The 21239-nt window shown below is 73.3% G+C and carries 17 protein-coding genes and 1 pseudogene; 15 read left to right on the forward strand and 3 right to left on the reverse strand.

The genetic code is table 11. From position 1 onward, the window contains the following. The first annotated feature begins 39 nt into the window (after positions 1 to 39). From KBZ10_RS16575 to KBZ10_RS16590, 4 genes are all read left to right on the forward strand, one after another. Entirely contained in the window at positions 40 to 1620 is a 1581-nt protein-coding gene (locus KBZ10_RS16575) for a GMC family oxidoreductase (RefSeq protein ID WP_210988424.1), read from the forward strand. A gap of 329 nt (positions 1621 to 1949) precedes the next feature. Further along, a complete protein-coding gene (locus KBZ10_RS16580) occupies positions 1950 to 3029 on the forward strand; it encodes a betaine/proline/choline family ABC transporter ATP-binding protein (protein ID WP_307847485.1) in 1080 nt (359 codons plus the stop codon). Positions 3030 to 3147: 118 nt separating this feature from the next. Beyond that, on the forward strand, positions 3148 to 5232 hold the full coding sequence (locus KBZ10_RS16585; protein ID WP_247702488.1) for an ABC transporter permease subunit: 2085 nt from the start codon (positions 3148 to 3150) through the stop codon (positions 5230 to 5232). Positions 5233 to 5335: 103 nt separating this feature from the next. After that, positions 5336 to 6301, forward strand: a complete 966-nt coding sequence (locus tag KBZ10_RS16590; protein ID WP_210988425.1) for an ABC transporter substrate-binding protein — start codon at positions 5336 to 5338, stop codon at positions 6299 to 6301. 129 nt (positions 6302 to 6430) lie between these two features. On the opposite strand, the gene KBZ10_RS16595 is transcribed toward KBZ10_RS16590, so the two are convergent. After that, the gene (locus KBZ10_RS16595) at positions 6431 to 6874 is read right to left on the reverse strand and encodes a carboxymuconolactone decarboxylase family protein (RefSeq protein ID WP_247702503.1); all 444 of its coding nucleotides are present in this window, start codon (positions 6872 to 6874) and stop codon (positions 6431 to 6433) included. Positions 6875 to 7257: 383 nt separating this feature from the next. Here KBZ10_RS16595 and KBZ10_RS16600 point away from each other — a divergent pair, with 383 nt between their 5' ends. The 6 genes from KBZ10_RS16600 (at position 7258) to KBZ10_RS16625 (ending at position 13460) form a co-directional block, all read left to right on the forward strand. Continuing rightward, a complete protein-coding gene (locus KBZ10_RS16600; protein WP_210988427.1) occupies positions 7258 to 8232 on the forward strand; it encodes an ABC transporter substrate-binding protein in 975 nt (324 codons plus the stop codon). Continuing rightward, positions 8229 to 9047 (forward strand): ABC transporter permease, encoded by an 819-nt coding sequence (locus tag KBZ10_RS16605; RefSeq protein WP_210988428.1) that lies wholly within the window; start codon positions 8229 to 8231, stop codon positions 9045 to 9047. The genes KBZ10_RS16600 and KBZ10_RS16605 overlap by 4 nt, the downstream gene beginning before the upstream one ends. After that, positions 9044 to 9826 carry an ABC transporter permease gene (locus KBZ10_RS16610; protein WP_210988429.1) on the forward strand — a complete coding sequence of 261 codons (783 nt, stop codon included), beginning with the start codon at positions 9044 to 9046 and terminating at the stop codon, positions 9824 to 9826. The genes KBZ10_RS16605 and KBZ10_RS16610 overlap by 4 nt, the downstream gene beginning before the upstream one ends. Positions 9827 to 9894: 68 nt before the next feature. After that, positions 9895 to 10740, forward strand: coding sequence for an ABC transporter ATP-binding protein (locus KBZ10_RS16615; protein WP_210988461.1), 846 nt, complete (start codon positions 9895 to 9897; stop codon positions 10738 to 10740). Between the two features lie 409 nt (positions 10741 to 11149). After that, complete coding sequence (locus tag KBZ10_RS16620; RefSeq protein WP_210988430.1) at positions 11150 to 11968, forward strand: IclR family transcriptional regulator; 819 nt, start codon at positions 11150 to 11152, stop codon at positions 11966 to 11968. Between the two features lie 31 nt (positions 11969 to 11999). After that, the gene (locus tag KBZ10_RS16625) at positions 12000 to 13460 is read left to right on the forward strand and encodes a PLP-dependent aminotransferase family protein (protein ID WP_210988431.1); all 1461 of its coding nucleotides are present in this window, start codon (positions 12000 to 12002) and stop codon (positions 13458 to 13460) included. A 93-nt stretch (positions 13461 to 13553) separates the two neighbouring features. Here the strand turns inward: KBZ10_RS16625 and rocD are convergent, their stop codons facing one another. Beyond that, positions 13554 to 14765 (reverse strand): ornithine--oxo-acid transaminase, encoded by a 1212-nt coding sequence (gene rocD / locus KBZ10_RS16630; protein ID WP_210988432.1) that lies wholly within the window; start codon positions 14763 to 14765, stop codon positions 13554 to 13556. Positions 14766 to 14899: 134 nt separating this feature from the next. Here rocD and trpS point away from each other — a divergent pair, with 134 nt between their 5' ends. The 3 genes and pseudogenes from trpS to KBZ10_RS16645 form a co-directional block, all read left to right on the forward strand. After that, entirely contained in the window at positions 14900 to 15913 is a 1014-nt protein-coding gene (gene trpS, locus KBZ10_RS16635) for a tryptophan--tRNA ligase (RefSeq protein ID WP_210988433.1), read from the forward strand. A gap of 57 nt (positions 15914 to 15970) precedes the next feature. After that, positions 15971 to 16561: a 2'-5' RNA ligase family protein gene (locus KBZ10_RS16640; protein WP_210988434.1), complete on the forward strand. Its 591-nt coding sequence runs from the start codon at positions 15971 to 15973 to the stop codon at positions 16559 to 16561. 314 nt (positions 16562 to 16875) lie between these two features. Further along, positions 16876 to 17607 (forward strand): annotated as a pseudogene (locus KBZ10_RS16645) (YihY/virulence factor BrkB family protein); the annotation flags it as partial. A gap of 211 nt (positions 17608 to 17818) precedes the next feature. On the opposite strand, the gene KBZ10_RS16650 reads toward KBZ10_RS16645, so the two are convergent. Further along, positions 17819 to 19246: a D-alanyl-D-alanine carboxypeptidase gene (locus tag KBZ10_RS16650; protein ID WP_210988462.1), complete on the reverse strand. Its 1428-nt coding sequence runs from the start codon at positions 19244 to 19246 to the stop codon at positions 17819 to 17821. A 208-nt stretch (positions 19247 to 19454) separates the two neighbouring features. On the opposite strand from KBZ10_RS16650, the gene KBZ10_RS16655 reads away from it, so the two are divergent. Beyond that, positions 19455 to 19760 carry an SCO4848 family membrane protein gene (locus KBZ10_RS16655; protein ID WP_247702489.1) on the forward strand — a complete coding sequence of 102 codons (306 nt, stop codon included), beginning with the start codon at positions 19455 to 19457 and terminating at the stop codon, positions 19758 to 19760. Further along, complete coding sequence (locus KBZ10_RS16660; RefSeq protein WP_210988435.1) at positions 19757 to 21172, forward strand: metallophosphoesterase; 1416 nt, start codon at positions 19757 to 19759, stop codon at positions 21170 to 21172. Before KBZ10_RS16655 ends, KBZ10_RS16660 begins: the two co-directional genes overlap by 4 nt. Positions 21173 to 21239 lie beyond the last annotated feature (67 nt).

The raw sequence follows: 21239 nt of genomic DNA on the forward strand, positions 1-21239 counted from the left end.
GTACTCCCGCGCCCCGTTTCCCCAGGAGGAGCACCACCCATGCCACCGTCGTCCGGGACCACCCGCCCCGATCCCACAGCCACCCCCGACTATGTGATCGTCGGGGGCGGCACCGCCGGCTCGGTGATCGCCTCGCGGCTCGCCGAAGACCCCTCGGTCACCGTCGTCCTCGTCGAGGGCGGCCCGTCGGACATCGACCGGCCCGACGTGCTCACCCTGCGCCGCTGGCTGGGCCTGCTCGGCGGCGAGCTGGACTACGACTACCCGACCACGGAGCAGCCGCGCGGCAACTCCCACATCCGGCACAGCCGGGCCCGGGTCCTCGGCGGCTGCTCCTCGCACAACACGCTCATCAGCTTCAAGCCGCTGCCCGGTGACTGGGACGAGTGGGCCGAGGCGGGCGCCACCGGCTGGGACGCGGCCGCCATGGAGCCCTACTTCGGCCGGCTGCGCAACAACATCGTCGCCGTGGACGAGAAGGACCGGAACGCCATCGCCCGGGACTTCGTCGAGGCCGCCCGCGAGGCCGCCGGCGTCCCCCGCGTCGAGGGATTCAACGAGCGGCCGTTCCACGAGGGCGCCGGCTTCTTCGACCTCGCCTACCACCCGGAGACCAACAAGCGCTCCTCCGCCTCCGTGGCCTATCTCCACCCGCACATCGAGGCCGGCGACCGCCCCAACCTCCGCATCCTGCTGGAGACCTGGGCGTACCGGCTGGAGCTGGACGGCACCCGCGCCACCGGCGTGCACGTCCGCGCCGCGGACGGTACGGAGACGCTGCTGCGGGCCCGGCGCGAGGTGGTGGTCTGCGCGGGCGCCGTCGACACCCCCCGGCTGCTGCTGCACTCCGGCATCGGCCCGCGCGGAGACCTGGAGGCGCTCGGCATCCCCGTGGTCCACGACCTGCCGGGGGTGGGGGAGAACCTGCTCGACCACCCGGAGTCGGTGATCGTCTGGGAGACCCACGGGCCCATCCCGGAGAACTCGGCGATGGACTCCGACGCGGGCCTCTTCGTCCGCCGGGACCCCGCGTCCCGCGGACCGGACCTGATGTTCCACTTCTACCAGATCCCCTTCACCGACAACCCCGAGCGGCTGGGCTACGAGAAGCCCCCGCACGGGGTGTCGATGACCCCCAACATCCCCAAGCCGCGCAGCCGCGGCCGGCTCTACCTCACCAGCGCGGACCCCGCGGTCAAACCGGCCCTCGACTTCCGCTACTTCACGGACGAGGACGACTACGACGGCCGCACCCTGGTGGACGGCATCCGGCTCGCCCGCGAGATCGCGCAGACCGAACCCCTCGCCCGCTGGCTGAAGCGCGAGGTGGCCCCCGGCCCGGAGATCACCGGCGACGAGGAGCTCGGCGAGTACGCCCGCAGAGCCGCCCACACCGTCTACCACCCGGCCGGCACCTGCCGGATGGGCGCCGCGGACGACCCGCTCGCCGTGGTCGACCCGCAGCTGCGGATCCGGGGCCTGGACGGCATCCGGATCGCCGACGCCTCGGTCTTCCCGACCATGACCGCCGTCAACCCGATGATCGGCGTGCTGATGGTCGGGGAGAAGGCCGCGGAACTGCTCGCCGACCCGACGACCCCGGGAGATGACACACGATGAGCGACGAGAAGACCGCCGGCCGGGCCACCGAATCCTTGGCCAGCCCTGGTTCCTTGGCCACCCCTGGTTCCTCGGCCACCCCTGGTTCCTCGGCCACTGCCGAGCCGTCAGCCACGGCCGAATTGTCGGCCACTGCCGAGCCGTCAGCCACCACCGAGCTGTCGGCCACCACCGAGCTGTCGGACACCACCGAGCTGTCGGCCACCACCGAGCCGTCAGCCACCACCGAGCTGTCGGACACCACCGAGCTGTCGGCCACCACCGAGCCGTCAGCCCCTGCCGAATCCGCGGCCCCTGCCGGCTCCGTGGCGGCCGCCGACTCCCCGGCCATCGCGGCCACCGCGGACTCCCCGGCCGCGAGCCCCCAGCCAACCGCCGACCCCGTCTTCTCCGTACGCGGCCTGTGGAAGGTCTTCGGCCCCGGCGCCGACAAGATCCCCGGCAGCGCCCACGCGGATCTCCCCGCCCGCGAACTGCGCGAGCGCACCGGCTGCACCGCGGCCGTCCGCGACGTCTCCTTCGACGTCCACCGGGGCGAGGTCTTCGTCGTCATGGGCCTCTCCGGCTCCGGGAAGTCCACCCTCGTCCGCTGCCTCACCCGGCTCGTGGAGCCGACCGGCGGCACCCTCGCCATGGACGGCGAGGACGTGCTCGCCATGGACCGTGCCCGGCTGCGCGATCTGCGCCGGCACCGGGCCTCGATGGTCTTCCAGCACTTCGGCCTGCTGCCGCACCGCACCGTCCTCGACAACATCGCTTACGGCCTGGAGATCCAGGGGCTCGGCCGGGCCGAACGCCGGGCCAGGGCCGCCGCCATGGTGGAGAAGGTCGGCCTGACCGGTATGGAGCACCGCCGCCCCGGACAGCTGTCCGGCGGTCAGCAGCAGCGCGTCGGCCTGGCCCGCGCGCTCGCCGTCGATCCCGAAGTCCTGCTCTTCGACGAGCCGTTCAGCGCGCTCGACCCGCTCATCCGGCGCGACATGCAGGAGGAGGTCATCCGCCTGCACCGGGAGGAGGGACGGACGATGGTGTTCATCACCCACGACCTCACCGAGGCCCTGCGCCTCGGCGACCGCATCGCGCTGATGCGCGACGGCCGGATCGTGCAGCTCGGCACCCCGGAGGAGATCGTGAGCCGCCCCGCCGACGACTATGTACGGGACTTCGTCCGCGACGTGCCCCGGGAACAGGTCGTGACCGTGCGGAACGCCATGCGGCCCGCCGAGGGCGGCGAGTCCGCCGCCGGCGAGACGGTCGGACCGGACACCACCGTCGCCGAGGCCGTCGGGACCGTCGCCCGCTCCGGCGCCCCCGTGCGCGTCATGGAGGACGGCCGCTGCCTCGGCGTCGTCGACGCCGGGTGCCTGCTGGCCGCCATAGCCGGCGAGAAGGCGGCGGTGGCCCGATGACGGAACCGCGCATCCAGGCCGGCACCCTGCCGGTACCCGCCCGGCCGCGGCCCCCGTTCCCCGCGTGCCGTCCGGGAAGTCCGGCCGGTCCGGGCCGCACGGCCGAGGGGGCGGCGGCATGAGCGCGACCACCTCCGAGGCCATGACCCCGCCGGGCTCCGGCCCCGGTACCGGCAGCGATCCCGGCACCGGCGGCACGCCGGGGGACGGGCGGCAGCCGCAGAAGCGCACCGCCACCGCCGGACGGGCCCGGGCGGCTCTCACCCGCCTGCCCCGGCTGCCCGCCGGCCGGGCCGCCGTGCTCGCCGCCGTCCTCCTCGTCCTGCTGTCCCTGGCCGCCGCCACCGGGTTCACCGCAACCTGGCCGTCCGCGCTCCGGGCCGATCCGGCGGAACCGCTGAACGCGCTCAGCGACTGGATCATCGACAACCGGGACACCCACCCCCTGTTCCTGTACTTCCTGCTGCACCTCAGCAACACGGCCACCGCCTCCGTCGACGCGGTGTACCAGCTGCTGCTGTCCCTGGGCTGGCTCGGCGTGACCGCCGGCGGGGTGCTCCTCGCCTGGCGGGCCGGCGGTCTCGCGCACCGCACCGGGCTGCGGACCGCCGCGACGGCCTTCGGGGCGTTCGCCGCCTGCGGTCTGCTGGGCATGTGGGAACCCGCCGTGCTCACCCTCGCCCTGATGGTGGTCGCGGTGGCCGTGGCGGCCGTCACCGGACTGCTGCTCGGGCTGGCCGCCGGTCTCTCCGACCGCGTCCACCGGCTGCTGCGCCCGGTCCTGGACACCATGCAGGTGCTGCCCGCCTTCGCCTATCTGCTGCCGTTCGTGCTGGTCTTCGGCATCGGCACGCCCGCCGCGCTCTTCTCCACCGTCATCTACGCCGCGCCGCCGATGGCCCGCCTCACGGCCCTCGGCCTGCGCGGCACCGATGCGGCGGTGCTGGAGGCCTCGGCCTCGCTCGGCGCGGGCCCGCTCCAGCGGCTGCGGACCGTGCGGATCCCGCTGGCCCGCAGGGACATGCTGCTGGGACTCAACCAGACGATCATGATGGCGCTGTCCATGGTGGTCATCGCGGCCCTGGTCGGCGCCGGCGGTCTCGGCGAGGAGATCTACCAGGCGCTGTCGACCGTGGACGTCGGCGAGGCGCTCGCCGCAGGCATCCCCATCGTGCTCATCGCGATCTGGCTGGACCGCACCACCGCGGCGGCCGGCGCGCGGCTGGACGACACCGGACGCACCGCCGGGCCGCGGCTGCTGCGCGGGCCCGCCGCGTGGGCCGCGGTCGCCGCGGGGACGGCCGTCGCGGCGGCGGCCGGCCGGTTCCTCACCACCCCGGAGTGGCCGGCGGCGTGGACGTACGACATCTCCCCGGCCGTCAACGACTTCAAGAACTCGGTCATCGCGCAGCTCCGGGACGGGCTGCCCGTCGTCGGGGGCACCGAGGTGTGGGCGGCCGCCTTCACCGACTGGGTGCTGAACCCGCTGCACGAGGGCCTCGTGGCGCTTCCCTGGTGGCTGGTCCTCCTGCTGGTCGCCGCACTCGCGCTGCAGGTGGGCACGTGGCGGACCGCGCTCACCGCGGTGCTCGCGATGGCCGCGGTCGGCGTCATGGGGGTGTGGCCGGAGTCCCTGAACACCCTGTCCCAGGTGCTCGCGGCCCTCGTCCTGACCCTGCTGCTCGGCTTCGCCACGGGCGTCCTCGCGGCCCGGGTCCCGTGGGTGGACCGCGCGCTGCGGCCCGTCCTCGACGCGATGCAGACCATGCCGCATTTCGTCTACCTCATCCCGGTGGTGGCGCTGTTCGCCGTCGGGCGGGTGGCCGCCATCGTCGCGGCCGTGGTCTACGCCCTCCCCGCCGTCGTCCGCATCACCGCCCAGGGCCTGCGCCAGGTGGACCCCGCCGCGGTGGAGGCGGCCCGCTCCCTGGGGGCGAGCGGCACCCAGCTGCTGCGCCAGGTGCAGCTGCCGCTGGCCCGCCCGGCCCTGCTGCTGGCCGTCAACCAGGGCATCGTCCTCGTTCTCGCGGTGGTCATCGTGGGCGGTCTGGTCGGTGGCGGAGCCCTCGGTTACGACGTCGTCTACGGCCTCTCCCGCGGCGACCTCGGAGTGGGGCTGGTGGCCGGAGCGGCCATCGTCTGCCTCGGCCTGGTCCTGGACCGCGTCACCCAGCCCACCGCCGCCCGGCGGAAGGACACCTGACCACCGCCGGCCCCCTCACGGGCCCCCGCACCACCGCTGTTCGCGCACCAACGATGTTCATGCACCCACGATGTTCATGCACCAAAGGATAAGGAACCCTCTTATGCGCACCACCGAACGAACCCGCAGAACCGCCACCGCCATCGCCGTCGCGGGCGGGATGCTGCTGCTCAGCGCCTGCGGCGCGGCCGACACGGGCGCGTCGGACTCGGCGGGCGGCGGCGGCAAGACCGTGCGGCTCACCGTCCCGTCCTGGGTCGGCGCCGAGGCGAACGTCGCCGTGGCCAAGCACCTGCTGGAGAACGAACTCGGCTACAAGGTCAAGGCGCAGCAGATGGGCGAGGTCCTCGCCTGGGACGCGCTCAGCAAGGGGAACATCGACGCCATCCTGGAGGACTGGGGCCACCCCGAGCAGGAGCAGAAGTACATCGAGGAGAAGAAGACCGTCGTGCGGGCCGGTGACCTCGGCGTCACCGGGCACATCGGCTGGTTCGTCCCCAAGTACTTCGCCGACGAGCACCCGGACGTCACCAACTGGAAGAACCTCAACAAGTACGCCGACGAGCTGAGCACTTCGGAGACGGGTTCGAAGGGCCAGATCCTGGAGGGCTCGCCCGATTACGTCACCAACGACGAAGCGATCATCAAGAACCTGGACCTGGACTTCAAGGCCGTCTACGCGGGCAGCGAGGCCGCGCAGATCACCGAGATCCGGAAGAACGTCAAGGACAAGAAGCCCTTCCTGACGTACTGGTGGACCCCGCAGTGGCTGAACGCCGAGATCGACCTGGTCGAGGTCGAGCTGCCGGAGTACAAGGAGGGCTGCGACAAGGACCCGAAGAAGGTCGCGTGCGCCTACCCGGAGACCCCGCTGCAGAAGTTCCTCAACGCCGACTTCGCCGAGAAGGGCGGGGACGCGGCCGAGTTCCTGAAGAACCTCAAGCTGACGACCGAGCAGCAGAACGAGATCGCGAAGATGATCGCGGGCGAGAAGATGTCGCCGGAGGCCGCCGCCGAGAAGTGGACGAAGGCCAACCCGGACGTCTGGAAGGCATGGATGCCGCAGTGACCCCGGTCTCCGCGAGCCCTCGCCGGCCGCGGAGCCGCCGGGATGCGGAAGCCGGCGCGGGCCGGCCCACCAGGAGACGGTGGCCCGGCCCGCGCCGTCGTTGCGTGAGGCGCCGGCCCGCGGGGGCCCTCAGTGCCGGCCGGGCTGGTAGGCGCCCGGCAGGGCCCGGGTGGTCACGGCGATGCGGTTCCAGGCGTTGATGGTGAGGATCAGCCCGATGAGCTGGGCGAGTTCGGCCTCCTTGAACTGCGCGGCGGCCCGCTCGTACACCTCGTCCGGGACGCCGCCCGGCAGCAGGGTGACCGCCTCGGTGAGGGCGAGCGCCGCCCGCTCCCGCTCCGTGTAGTAGCCGGTGGCCTCCTCCCAGGCGCTCAGCAGGTAGATGCGGTCCTCCCGCTCACCGGCCGCGCGGGCGTCCTTGGTGTGCATGTCCAGGCAGAAGGCGCAGTGGTTGAGCTGCGAGGCGCGGATCTTGACCAGTTCGGCCAGCACCGGGTCGACGCCCTCGGAGGCGGCCCGGTCGAGGGCCACCATGGCCCGGTGGATCCCGGGGGCGAGCTTCGGCAGATTCATCCGGGGGCCGCCGAGGGCGCCCGCCGCCGCGCCGGCCTTGCCGGTCTCCGGCTTCTCGGTGCTCTCGGTGCCGTTCGCGCGGTTCTCGGTCCCGGTCGTCGTGTGTGTCATGGCAGGGACACTACGGGCCCGGTGGCGCAGAGGGATGGGCCATTTCACCAGTCTCCGCGTGGGCCAGTGGCGGGGCGCCCGTGGGAGGCCCGGCGGCGCGCCCGGCGCGGGCCGGGACATCCGGGAACGGCTGCGCAACGGCTGCGCCCAAACCATTGACGTGCTCCGATGCGCGCCCTACGTTCGTTTCACTCTCCGCACATTCGTGCGCATAGCGAACACAGGCGGGATCGCCGGCCTCCGCCGCCGGTTCCTCACACTCGGGAGTCTTCATGCACCACCGGCTTTCCAGACTCGTCCTCGCGGCGGCGACCGCCGTCGCGCTGGCCGGATGCGGTTCCTCCGCTTCCTCGGGCAACGGCGGCGCCGGGACGGAGGACGGCGGCACCGAACAGGTGAAGGTCGGCGTCATCCCGATCGTCGACGTCGCCCCCGTCTACCTGGGCGAGAAGAAGGGCTTCTTCGAGGAACGGGGCATCGAGCTCACGCTGGAGAGCGGCCAGGGCGGCGCGGCCATCGTGCCGGGCGTGGTCAGCGGCCAGTTCCAGTTCGGCTTCTCCAACGTGACCTCCCTGATGGTCGCCCACTCCAAGGGCGTGCCGATCCAGTCGGTCGCCAACGGCGTGGCCTCCACCGGCAAGGACGGCGCCGACTTCGGCGGCGTGGCGGTGGCGAAGGACAGCAAGATCACGTCGGCGAAGGACCTCGCCGGCAAGAAGGTCGCCGTCAACACCCTGAAGAACATCGGCGACACCACCGTCCGCGAGTCGGTGCGCAAGGCCGGCGGCGACCCGGAGAACATCAAGTTCACCGAACTGCCCTTCGACCAGATGCCCGCCGCGCTCTCCGAGGGCCGGGTCGAGGCCGCCTGGCTGGTCGAACCCGCCCTCTCCATCGCCAAGTCCCAGGGCGCCCGCGTCGTCGCCTCCAACTTCGTCGACGCCGCCCCGGACCTGACCGTGGCCACCTACTTCACCTCGGCCAAGACCGCCCAGGAGAACCCCGAACTGGTGAAGAAGTTCACCGAGGCCGTGAACGAGTCCCTGCGGTACGCCGACGAGCACCCGGACGAGGTCCGCGACATCCTCGGCAGCTACACCAAGATCGACCCCAAGCTGGCGAAGTCCATGACCCTGCCGCGCTGGCCCGCCGAGATCAACCGCGACTCGATCGAGAAACTGGCCGAACTCGGCCGCGCCGACGGCGTGTTCTCCAAGACCCCGGATCTGGACGCTCTCTTCCGATGACCACCACCGCCCTGCCGGGGGAGACGAGCGCGGCCGGTCCCGGCCGCCTCGGCCCGGCGCTGCGCGGCCTGGCCGGACTCACCGGCCTGGCCGCGCTGCTCCAGGTGCTGCCGCACACCGGCCTCGTCTCCCCCGACTACCTGCCCACCACCACCTCCATCCTCGGCGCGTTCACCGGGCTGCTCGGCGAGCCGGCGTTCTGGACCGCGCTCGGCGACACCCTCACCGGCTGGGCGCTCGGCCTGGCCATCGCCGTCACCGCCGGTGTCGTCCTCGGTATCGTGATCGGCTCCGTCCCCGTGCTGCGCGCGGCCACGGCCTCCACCATCGAGTTCCTGCGGCCGATCCCGTCCGTCGCACTCATCCCGGTGGCCGTGCTGCTCTACGGCACCGACCTCCGCTCCACGCTGCTGCTGGTCGTGTACGCCGCCTTCTGGCAGGTGCTCGTCCAGGTGCTGGCCGGGGTCCACGACGTCGACCCGGTGGCCGACGACACCGCGCACAGCTACCGGCTCGGCCGCTGGGGCCGCGTCCGGTACGTGCTGTGGCCCACCGCCCTGCCCTACGTCATGACCGGGGTGCGGCTGGCCGCGGCCGTCGCGCTCGTCCTCGCCGTCACCGCCGAACTCATCATCGGCACGCCGGGCCTCGGCAAGCAGCTCGCGGTCGCCCAGAGCTCGGGCGCCGTGGCCGAGGTGTACGCCCTCGTGCTGGTCACCGGACTGCTGGGCGTGGCGATCAACCTCGTGGCCCGCGCGGTCGAGCGGCGCACGCTCTTCTGGCACCAGTCGGTCCGCGGGAAGGAGCCATCGTGACCGTCCTGTCGGCGGCCAAGCGGGCCCTGACCGTCCTCGGTCTGCCCGCCGCCCTCTTCACCGTCTGGTGGTTCGCCACGGCGGACAGCACCGACTTCTACTTCCCCGCGCTGCGGGACATCCTCGCCGCCTTCGGCACCGTCTGGACCGGGGAGCGGCTCACCACCGACGTGCTGCCCAGCCTCCTCCGGCTCGCCGAGGGCTACGTCCTCGCCTCCGCCGCGGGCATCGCGCTCGGCGTGCTCATCGGCACCAAGCCGGCCGTGCGCGATGTGCTCGAACCGGTCCTGGAACTCTTCCGGGCCATCCCGCCGCCCGTCCTCGTCCCGGTGATCATGCTCTTCGCGGGCATCGGCGACACCATGAAGGTCCTGGTCATCGCCAGCGGCTGCCTCTGGCCGGTGCTGCTCAACACCGTCGAGGGCGTGCGCTCCGCCGACGAGGTGCTGAGCGACACCTGCCGCGCCTACGGGATCACGGGTGCCGCCCGTCTTCGGCACTTCGTGCTCCCCGGCGCCGGACCACAGATCGTCACCGGCATGCGGCAGGCGCTCTCCATCGGGATCATCCTGATGGTCATCAGCGAGATGTTCGCCGCGAGCAACGGCCTGGGCTTCACCGTCGTGCAGTTCCAGCGCAGCTTCGCCATCCCCGAGATGTGGAGCGGTGTCCTGCTCCTCGGCATCCTCGGCTTCCTGCTGTCCCTGCTCTTCCGGTTCGCGGAGAACCGGGCCCTCGCCTGGTACCACGGCCTGCGCCGGGCCCAGAGGTCGTCATGACCACCGGCACCGGCACCGCCACCGCCGCCCCGGGCGGCGGCCGGCCCGTTTCCCCCAAGGAGGCGTCGATGCTCGACGTACGAGGTCTGCGCAAGACCTACACCGCCCGCGGCCGCACCGTCGAGGCGGTCCGCGATCTGACCTTCCACATCGCGCCCGGCGAACTCGTCTGCCTCGTCGGCCCGTCCGGCTGCGGCAAGACCACCCTGCTCAAGTGCATGGCCGGGCTGCTCACCCCCACCGGCGGCGAGGTGCGGCTGCGGGGCGAGCCCGTGACCGGGCCGCCGGAGGGCATGGCCGTCGTCCTCCAGGAGTACGGCCGCTCCCTCTTCGCCTGGATGACCGTCCACGACAACGTGGGCCTGCCGCTGCGCCGCAAGAAGATGTCCCGCGCGCGCCGCGAGGAACTCGTCGACCACGCGCTGGAACTGGTCGGCCTGGCCGACGCCCGCGACGCGTACCCCTGGCAGCTCTCCGGCGGTATGCAGCAGCGCGTCGCCATCGCCCGCGCCGTGGCCTACGAGCCGCAGGTGCTGCTGATGGACGAGCCGTTCGCGGCCGTCGACGCGCAGACCCGCGCCGAGCTGGAGGACCTGATCCGCCGGCTCTGGCACGAGCTGGGCGTGACGGTGCTGTTCGTCACCCACGACATCGACGAGGCCGTCTACCTCGGCCAGAAAACGATCATCCTCTCCAAGTCGCCCACCGTGGTGCAGGAGGAACTCGTCATCGACCTGCCCGACGAGCGCGACCAGCTCCACACCCGCTCCAGCGCCCGCTTCGGCGAACTGCGCGCCCACGTCTACGAGCAGATCCAGCGCGCCAAGAACGGTGCCGCGCCGGAGCAGGCCGCGGGGAGCGGGCCCGGGAAGCCGGAGCGGCCGGCGGAACGGGAGCGCGTGGAGAAGGCGTAGCGCCCGGAGACGGCGGAACAGGCAGAGCGGGCAGATCGGGCGAAGCCGGTAGCACAGGTGGAGCGGGCAGACCGGGCGAAGCCGGTAGCACAGGCGGAGCGGGCAGATCGGGCGAAGCCGGTAGCACAGGTGGAGCGGGCAGACCGGGCAGACCGGGCAGCCCGGGCAGCCCGGGCAGCGTCGGCGGAGCAGGCGGAGAAATGCCGGGGAGGCCGGGAACGCGGGCGGAAACGGGCAGAAACGGGCGGGCCGGGTGGTCCGGATGAGCCGGGCGAGCCGGGTGAGCCGGACAGGCCGGAGAAAGCGCGAGGCGGTGAAAAGCTCCGGCTTGACACCGGAATCGGCGGAGTCCTAGCGTCCGCCCGGGATCTGGGCGTGATCCGCGCAGGTCAACGGGGCAAGGAGAACGATGAACGACAGCGGTACGGACAGCGATACGGGCGGCGGCCCGGACGGCGGGCGCGGACCGCACTTCGTCCAGTCGCTGGAACGCGGCCTCGCCGTGATCCGGACGTTCAGCGCCGAGACACCCGAACTGACCCTCACGGAGGTCGCCAAGGCCACCGGCCTGAGCCGGGCCGCGGCCCGCCGCTTCCTGCTGACCCTGGCCGACCTCGGCTACGTGCGCTCCGACGGCCGGCTCTTCCGGCTCACCCCCCGGGTCCTCGACCTGGGCTATCCGTATCTGTCGAGCCTCTCGCTGGCCGAGGTGGCGGCACCGCACCTCGAACAGCTCGTCGCCGCCGTGCGCGAGTCCTCCTCGGCGGCCGTCCTCGACGGCGAGGACATCGTGTACGTGAGCCGGGTGCCCACCCGCCGCATCATGACCGTGTCCATCAGCATCGGCACCCGCTTCCCGGCCTACGCCACCTCCCTCGGCCGGGTGCTGCTCGCCGGCCTTCCGCCCGCCGAGCGGGAGGCGTTCCTCGACCGGGCCGCACTCACCCGGCTCACCCCCCGGACGATCACTTCCCGGGAGGAACTCGCGGCCGAGCTGGAGACGGTGCGGGCCCAGGGCTGGAGCATCGTCGACCAGGAGCTGGAACTCGGCCTGATATCGGTCGCCGCGCCGGTCCGCGACGAGCGGGGGCGGGTCGTCGCGGCCGTCAACGTCTCCACCCACGCCAGCCGGGCGACCCCCGAATCGATCCGGCAGGATCTGGTGCCCGCCCTGCTGGACACCGCCGCGGGCATCGAGGCCGATCTGCACAAGAACAGCCGGACCTGAGCCCGGCCGCACCCCGGTAGGGTCCGGGGCCATGGAGGAATCCCGGGCCGCCACCGGCTCCGACCTGCATCTGGACCTCCCGGCCCGGGGCACCGCCGGGGTGCGCGCGGCGCTCTCCGCCGCCCTGCGCGAGGCCGTGGGCAGCGGCCGGCTGGCCCCCGGCACCCGGCTGCCGTCCTCCCGCTCCCTCGCCACCGACCTCGGCCTCGCCCGCAATACCGTGGCCGACGCCTACGGCGAACTCGTCGCCGAGGGCTGGCTCACCGCCCGCCAGGGCTCCGGCACCCGCGTCGCCCTCCGGGCCGACCCGGTGCCGCCGCCCGCGGGCCGTTCCGCACCGGCCGCCCGGGCACCGCGCCGCCGGGTGCACAATCTGCTGCCCGGCTCGCCCGACCTCTCCGCCTTCCCGCGCGCCGCCTGGCTCACCGCCGCCCGCCGTGCCCTCGCCGCGGCCCCCGCCGACGCCTTCGGCTACGGGGACCCGGCCGGCCGGCGCGAGCTGCGGGACGCCCTCACCCACTACCTCGCCCGGGCCCGGGGCGTGCGCACCATCCCCGAACGCATCGTGGTCTGCGCCGGGTTCGTGCAGGGGCTGATGCTGCTGAGCCGGGCGCTGAAGGCCCTCGGCGGGGCGGCCGTGGCCGTCGACTCCTACGGGCTCGACCTCCACTGGTCCCTGATCCGCGGCGAAGGGCTGCGCACCGTACCGCTGCCCAAGGACGAGCAGGGCACCCGCGTCGGGGAACTGGAACACCGGCCGGACGTCCGCGCCGTGCTGCTCACCCCCGCCCACCACTTCCCCACCGGCATGCCGCTGTCCCCGGAGCGCCGGTCGGCCGTCGTCGACTGGGCCCGCCGCACCGGCGGTCTCGTCCTGGAGGACGACTACGACGGGGAATTCCGCTACGACCGCCAGCCGGTCGGGGCGCTGCAGGGGCTCGACCCGGACCGGGTGGTCCACCTCGGCACGGCGAGCAAGAGCCTCGCCCCGGGGCTGCGGCTGGCCTGGATGGTACTGCCGCAGCACCTGGTCGGTGAGGTGCTGGCCGCCAAGAACCCCGCCGAGGAGATGACGGGCACCCCCGACCAGCTGACCCTGGCCGAGTTCGTGACCGGCGGCGGCTACGACCGCCATCTGCGGTCCATGCGGCTGCGCTACCGGCGCCGCCGGGACCGGCTCGTCGCGGCCCTCGCCGAACGGGCCCCGCACATCCCCGTGACGGGCATCGCGGCCGGTCTGCACGCCGTGCTCGAACTCCCGCCGGGCACCGAGGAGTCCGTGCTGCGGGCGGCCGCCCGGGAGAGCCTGGCCCTGGAGGGCCTCGGCCGCTACCGCCACGATCCGGGGCCCGGCGGCGCGGGCCCGGGCGGGGGCGCCGGGGCCGCCGCTCCCGCCCCGGACGGCCTCGTGGTCGGCTACGGCACCCCGCCGGACCACGCCTTCCCGGCGGCCCTGGACGCCCTGTGCCGCGTGCTGCCCCCCGCTCCCTGACCCGGCCGGAGCGCCCGGCCCGGAGTGTCCGGCCCGGAGTGTCCGGCCCGGAGCGCCCGGCCCCGAGCGCCCGGAGCCCCGGCCGTGGTCCCGTCAGGCCGGCCGCAGCTCGGCCCGGAGCCGCTCCAGTCCCCAGTCCAGGTCCTCCTTGGAGATCACCAGGGGCGGCGCCAGGCGGATCGTGGCCCCGTGGGTGTCCTTCACCAGCACACCGGCCGCCAGCAGCCGCTCCGAGAGCTCCCGGCCCGTGCCGTTCCGGGGGGCGATGTCGACACCGGCCCACAGCCCGCGGCCCCGTACCGCCTCGACCAGCCCCTCGGCGGCCATCGCGTCCAGCTCCCGGTGCAGATGCCCGCCCAGCTCCGCCGCGCGGCGCTGGAACTCGCCGGTCCGCAGCAGCTCGATGACCTCCAGGGCGACCGCGCAGGCCAGCGGGTTGCCGCCGAACGTCGAGCCGTGCTCGCCCGGCCGGAACACCCCCAGCACCTCCCGCGAGGACACCACGGCGGACACCGGGACCACCCCGCCCCCCAGCGCCTTGCCCAGCAGGTACACGTCCGGGACGACACCCTCGTGCTCGCAGGCGAAGGTGCGGCCGGTGCGGCCCAGCCCGGACTGGATCTCGTCCGCGATGAACAGCACGTTCCGGTCCCGGGTCAGCTCCCGCACCCCCGTCAGATAGCCGTCCGGCGGCACCAGCACGCCCGCCTCGCCCTGGATCGGCTCCAGCAGCACCGCGACCGTGTCCTCGCCGACCGCCGCCTCCAGCGCGGCCAGGTCCCCGTACGGGACGATGTCGAAGCCGGGGGTGTAGGGGCCGTAGTCGGCGCGGGCCTCCGGATCGGTGGAGAAGCTGACGATGGTGGTGGTCCGGCCGTGGAAGTTGTCCGCGGCGACGACGATCCTGGCCCGGCCGTCGGGCACGCCCTTGACCCGGTAGCCCCATTTGCGGGCCGTCTTCACGGCCGTCTCGACCGCCTCCGCGCCCGTGTTCATCGGCAGCACCATGTCCATGCCGCACAGCTCGGCCAGCCGCTCGCAGAAGTCGCTGAACCGGTCGTGGTGGAAGGCGCGGGAGGTGAGGGTGACCCGGTCCAGCTGCTCCCGGGCTGCGGCGATCAGCCGCGGATGGCGGTGGCCGAAGTTGAGCGCCGAGTAGCCGGCCAGCATGTCGAGATACCGCCGGCCCTCGACATCCGTCATCCACGCCCCCTCGGCGGAGGCCACGACGACGGGCAGCGGATGGTAATTCTGCGCGCTGTGGGCCTCTGCGGCGGCGATACTGCGTTCCGTACGCGCTGTCACGGCGTCTCCATTCGGTGGCCCGGGGGATATGCGAACTCTTTCTACCGCCGATCGGGCACCGCGCGGAACAACCCCCCGCCAACGGCTTCCGGATCGGGGGCCGGGAGCCCCCGCGCACCTGAGACAATGGGTACATGGCCTCTGATCGACCTCGTGTGCTCTCCGGTATCCAGCCCACCTCCGGCTCGTTCCACCTCGGGAACTACCTGGGTGCGGTCCGCCAGTGGGTGGCCCAGCAGGACACCCACGACGCCTTCTACATGGTGGTGGACCTCCACGCGCTGACCGTCGTGCAGGACCCGCAGGCCCTGCGCGCCGACTCCCGGGTCGCGGTGGCGCAACTGCTCGCCGCAGGTCTCGACCCCGAGCGCTGCACGGTGTTCGTCCAGAGCCACGTCCCCGAGCATGCGCAGCTCGCCTGGGTGCTGAACTGCCTGACGGGCTTCGGCGAGGCCTCCCGGATGACCCAGTTCAAGGACAAGTCCCTGAAGCAGGGCACCGACCGGACCACCGTCGGCCTCTTCACCTACCCGGTCCTCATGGCCGCCGACATCCTGCTCTACCAGTCGGACGCCGTCCCCGTCGGCGGCGACCAGCGGCAGCACCTGGAGCTGACCCGGGTCCTCGCCGAGCGCTTCAACGGCCGCTACGGCGAGACGTTCAAGGTCCCCGACGCCTTCATCGTCCCGGAGACGGCCCGGATCACCGACCTCCAGGACCCGGCGCTCAAGATGAGCAAGTCCTCCTCCACCCCCAAGGGCATCATCAATCTGCTGGACGAGCCCAAGACCTCCGCGAAGAAGATCAGAAGCGCGGTCACCGACACCGACACCGTGATCCGCTACGACGAGGAGAACAAGCCCGGCGTCAGCAACCTGCTCACCATCTACGCCGCGCTCACCGGCGCCACCGTGGCCGAACTGGAGCGGCGGTACGAGGGCAAGGGCTACGGTGCGCTCAAGACCGACCTCGCCGAGGTGTACACGGAGTGGGCGACCCCCTTCCGCGACCGTACCCGGGAATATCTGGACGATCCGGAGACGCTGGACTCAATCCTGGCCAAAGGTGCGGAGAAGGCCCGCGCCGTGGCCGCCGAGACGCTCGCGCAGGTCTACGAGCGCGTCGGCTTCCTGCCCGCCAAGCACTGAGCGAGCCCGAAAGGGGCCGATACGTCCGGGACAACGACACCAGCAGAGGAGAACGACGTGGGGACCGCAACGCTCGGCGTTTCCATCGCGGTCCCGGAGCCGTACGGCAGCCAGCTCCAGGAGCGGCGCGCGGGCTTCGGGGACACCGCCGCGCACCACATCCCGACCCACGTCACCCTCCTGCCGCCCACCGAGGTCGACGCCTCCCTGCTGCCGGACTTCCGCCGCCACCTCGCCGAGGTGGCGGCCGGAGGCCGTCCGTTCCCGATGCGGCTGGAGGGCACCGGCAGTTTCCGGCCCGTCTCACCGGTGGTCTACGTCAGGCTGGCGGAGGGCATGCGGGAGTGCGCGGAGCTCCAGGAACTGGTGCGCTCCGGGCCGGTGGAGCGGGAACTCCAGTTCCCGTACCACCCGCATGTGACCGTCGCCCACGGCATCGCCGACGCGGCCATGGACCGGGCCCTGGTGGAGCTCGCGGACTACACCGCCTCCTGGCTCGCCTCCGGCTTCGCCCTCTACGAGCAGGGCGCGGACGGGCAGTGGCGGATGCTGAGCGAGTACCCCTTCGGCCAGGACGCCGCGCCCCCCGGCCGGCCCGTACAGCCCTCCCCGGCCGGCGCGGCAGCCGCCTCCTTTCCGCGTCCCTGAGGAGGCTTGGGCCGAGGTCTCCGAGAGCTCTGCGTCCGAGGGCGGGGGCCCCGCGTCCGGCGCCCCGGAGGGCACGGAGGGCCGCCCCGGCCCGGGGGGCGGCCCCCGGCGTCCGGGCCGGCGCTGACGCCCCGGGCCACTCCGCGCCCCCGCGCCCCGCCCCCCTCCCTCCGGAAACGCACCGTTCCGTTCTCTCCGTTCTCCTGCGTTTCCCCGGTCCCCTCCGGTGCGCGACCTGCGGCCGGAGGGGGTAGACGACCGTCATGGACTGGCTGAAGAGACTCCCCGTGGTGGGCCCCGCCGCCACCCGGCTGATGCTGACGCACGCCGGGCGGGCCTATCAGCGGCTCGACGAGGTGCACTGGGACCGGCTCGCCGCGGCCATCACCTTCTTCAGCTTCATCGCGGTCTTCCCGCTGATCAGCCTGGGCGCCTCGATCACCGCCGCGCTCCTCGGCCCGGCCCAGGTGCGCGAACTGCAGCGGCAGCTCGCCGAGCAGGTCCCCCTCTCCGCCGAGCGGCTCGACCTGCCCGGGCTGGTGTCGAACGCCGGCACCGTCGGACTGATCTCCGGCAGTGTGCTGCTGGTGGTCGGCACCCGCTGGGTCGGGTCGCTGCGGGAGTGCCTGCGCGCCGTCTGGCGGAAGGAGGAGGACCCGGGCAACCCCCTGGTGCTCCGGCTCAAGGACATCCTCGTCCTGCTGGGCCTGGTGGTGACCGGGCTGTGCGCCATGGCCGGCTCGGCCTTCGCGAGCAGCGCCGTCGGCTGGGCCGCAGGCCGGCTCGGGCTCGACGAGGGCGGCGTGGGCAGCGTGCTGCTCTTCCTCGCCGGGCTGGGCATCGGGATCGGCGCGGACTTCCTGATGCTCGCGTATCTGCTGACCAGACTGCCGCGGGTGCACCCGGAGCGCCGCGCAGTGATCTTCTCCGGACTGATCGGCGCGGTCGGCTTCGAACTGCTGAAGCTGCTGCTGAGCGGCTATCTGCAGGGCGTGGCCGGCAAGAGCATGTACGGCGCCTTCGGGGTGCCCGTCGCTCTGCTGCTCTGGATCGGCCTGATGGCCCGGCTGCTGCTGTACTGCGCCGCCTGGACGGCGACGGAACAGCCCCGCCCCGCCGGGGACGGCACGGCCGGGGACCGCGCGGAGGGCGGGGCCGGACCGCGGGACGGCACCGGGGCGGCCGCCGCGGACAGCCCTCCCGCCGCCGCCGCGGACGGGCGGACGCCCGCCGGCGCGACAGCCTCCGCGACCGGGCTCAGCCCCGCGGCTCCGGCGGCTTCCCCGGCTCCCGGGACGGCTCGGCACCCCGGGGCTTCCCCGGCCGCTCCGGCCTCCACAGCCTCCACAGCCGCGCCGGTTTCCACGGCGTCCGGGACCCCCGTGCGGCCTCCGGAGCGACCGGGGTCTTCTCCGGACCCTCCGGACCCTCCGGACCCTCCGGGCCGCTCCGCGCCGCCTGCTCCGGCAGCGGCCAGCGGCGATGGACCAGCAGCCCCGCCCCGGCCAGCACCACCAGCAGCGCGCCCATGAGCCCCAGCACCGTGCCCACTCCGCCCGAGCCGCCGGGCGTCTGCCGGGCGGCGACCCCGGCCCGGGCGGGGTCCTCGGCCCGCGCGCCCTCGCTGCCGCCCGCTTCGCCCGTCCCGGCCGCGGCGGTGGGCTCGGCACCGCGGGGCGGCACCAGCGTGCCGACCGGCTCGGCCTTCCCGGCCGCCTTGAATCCCCAGTCGAAGAGCTTCGCGGTCTCCTTGTAGACGGCGTTGTGCTCCTTGGAGGACGGGTTCATCACGGTGACCAGCAGCACCCGCTCCCCACGCTGCGCGACACCGGTGAACGTCCAGCCGGCCTTCGAGGTGTAGCCGTTCTTGACCCCGGCGACGCCCTGGTACGCGGGGAGGTCGTAGTCGCCGGTGAGCAGCCGGTCGGTGTTCTGGATCGCGTAGGTCTCGCGCTTCTTCTTCTTGGTCTTCTTGTCCTTCACCCACGTGCCGGGGAAGTCGGCGCTGACCGTGGAGCAGTACTCGCGGAAGTCGGCGTTCTGCAGCCCGGAGCGGGCGATGAGCGTCAGGTCGTAGGCGCTGCTGACCTGGCGGGGGGCGTCGTAGCCGTCGGGGCTGACGACGGTGGTGTCCAGGGCGTTGAGTTCCTGGGCCCGCGCCTGCATCTCCTGGACGGTCTTCTCGATGCCGCCGTTCCGGTGGGCCAGCACGCGCACCGCGTCGTTGCCGGAGCGCAGGAAGACGCCGAGCCACAGATCGCGCACCGTGTAGGTGAGGTTCTCCTTGACGCCGACGGCGCTGCTGCCCGCGCCCATGCCCTCCAGCTGGGCGCGGAGCACCTTGTGTTCCGCGTTCTTGTCGAACTTCGGCAGCAGGGTGTCCGCGAACAGCATCTTGAGGGTGCTCGCGGGCGGCAGCTTCCAGTGCGCGTTGTGCGCGGCCAGCACATCGCCGGACTCGGCGTCGGCGACGATCCAGGAACGGGCGGTCAGTTTCTCCGGCAGCGCGGGCACCCCGGGGCCGGCGGGCGCCTGCGTGCCGGGGCGGCCGAGCCGTTCGCCGCCGATCTCGGACATCCGCGCGGGTGGCTTCGGTTCCTTCGCCTTCCCGCCGTCCCCGTCCGCCGCCAGCGCGGGCCCGGCGGACAGCGGGAACAGCAGCAGGGCGGCGGCGAGGGCCGGCAGGGGGCCGCGCGCGAGCGCGGCGGGGCGGCGGGCGGGTACAGCCGGTACGAAAGCAGGCACGACCTGAAATTACCCTGTGCCGCCTGCCAACGGCACACCGCGGTGGCGGAGTTGCGTCACCTCCCGGACACCCGTCGGCCGGGGGCGTCCCCGCGGCCCCTCCGCCCCGGGCGGCGGGCCCGCCGGGCGGCCGGTGATACTGGAACACATGTCGCGTTCTGCCGTGGACTCCCCGCCCGCCCCGTCCCGTCCGGTGGTGCTCGGCCGCCGGACCTCCTGGTTCCTGCTGGCCTTCGGTGTCTGGAGCTGGTTCATCTGGATCACCTTCGTCCGCAACCTCTGGGGGAACGGCAGCGGACTGGCCTTCGACGACGCCGGTGAGCCGACCGCGTACTTCTGGGTGCACCTGCTGCTCGCCGTCACGTCCTTCCTGCTGGGCACCGCGATCGGCCTGATCGGGCTGCGTGGTGTGCGCGCCTGGCGCGCCGTACCGCGTACGGAGGGCGGGGCGTGACCTTCCTTCTCGTGCTGCTGGTGATCCTCGGTCTGCTCGGGGGCGTGCACTGGTACCTGTGGCGGCGGATCGTCCGCGATACGACGGTGCCGGGCGGTGCCGGGCGGCGGATCGGCACGGCGGCGGCCGTGCTGCTGCCTCTCACCACGTTCGCCGCGCTGGTGAGCGGCCGGGCCGGGGCGCCCTTCGCCGTGGAGCAGGCGCTGGCCTGGCCGGGGTATCTGTGGCTGGCCGCGGTGCTCTATCTGACGCTGGCCCTGCTGGTGGGCGAGGCGGTGCGGCCGCTGCTCCACCGTCTGCTCCGGTCCCGGGAGGACGCGGCCCGGCCCGGCGCGGGCACCTCCGGGCCGGCTGCCGGGGCCGCTGCCGGGGCCGCTGTCGGGGCCGCTTCCGAGCCTCCTCCGGAGGCGGTCTCCGTCGCGGCTCGGGCCGGGGCGGCGGAGCCCGTCGGCCCAGCCGGTTCCGGTGGTCCCGCCGGCCCGGCGCCGCGGGCCGCCCGGTCCGGAGTCGTCCCGGCGGCGGAGGGCCGGCCCGGGCCGGAGGGTCCCGCCGCTCCCGCTCCGCCGGCTCCGCATGCGCCCAGCCGCAGGCTGTTCGTGGCCCGCACGGTGGCCGCCGCCGCCTCGGCGGCCGCGCTGGGGACGGTCGGCTACGGCACCCTGGACGTGCTGAACGGCCCGTCGGTCAAGCGGATCACGGTCCCGCTGGCCAAGCTGCCGCGCTCCGCGCACGGTTACCGGATAGCCGTGGTCAGCGACATCCACATCGGGCCGGTCCTCGGCCGTGCGCACACCCGGCGGATCGTGGAGGCGATCAACCGGACGCGGCCGGACCTGGTGGCGGTCGTCGGGGATCTCGTCGACGGGGATGTCGCCGACCTGGGCCGGGCGGCCGAGCCGCTGGCCGGTCTCCGGTCCCGGGACGGCTCGTTCTTCGTCACCGGCAACCACGAGTACTTCTCGGGGGCGGCCCAGTGGGTGGACTTCGTCCGCGATCTGGGGGTGCATCCGCTGGAGAACGCCCGGGTCGAACTGCCGGGCTTCGATCTCGCGGGGGTCAACGACCCGGCGGCGGAGCGCGAGGGCACGGCGGGGGAGGGGCCCGACTTCGGCCGGGCGCTCGGCGACCGGGATCCGGCGCGGGCCTCGGTGCTGCTCGCACACCAGCCGGTGGTGATCCACGAGGCCGTGGAGCACGGTGTCGGTCTTCAGCTCTCCGGGCACACCCACGGCGGTCAGTTGTGGCCGGGGGAGTATCTGGCCGCACTCGCCAATCCGACGGTCGCGGGGCTGGAACGCTACGGCGACACCCAGTTGTATGTGACGCGCGGGGCGGGTGCGTGGGGTCCGCCGGTGCGGGTGGGGGCCGAATCCGACATCACTGTGGTCACTCTGGCCTCCCCCGCCGCCTGACGGAGCCCTCGTTGATCGAATCGGACCGTCAATGATCGAAATTGATCAAAAATGACTATCGGGTTTG

It is taken from the genome of Streptomyces sp. F63 (assembly GCF_018070345.1).
Classification (GTDB): domain Bacteria; phylum Actinomycetota; class Actinomycetes; order Streptomycetales; family Streptomycetaceae; genus Streptomyces.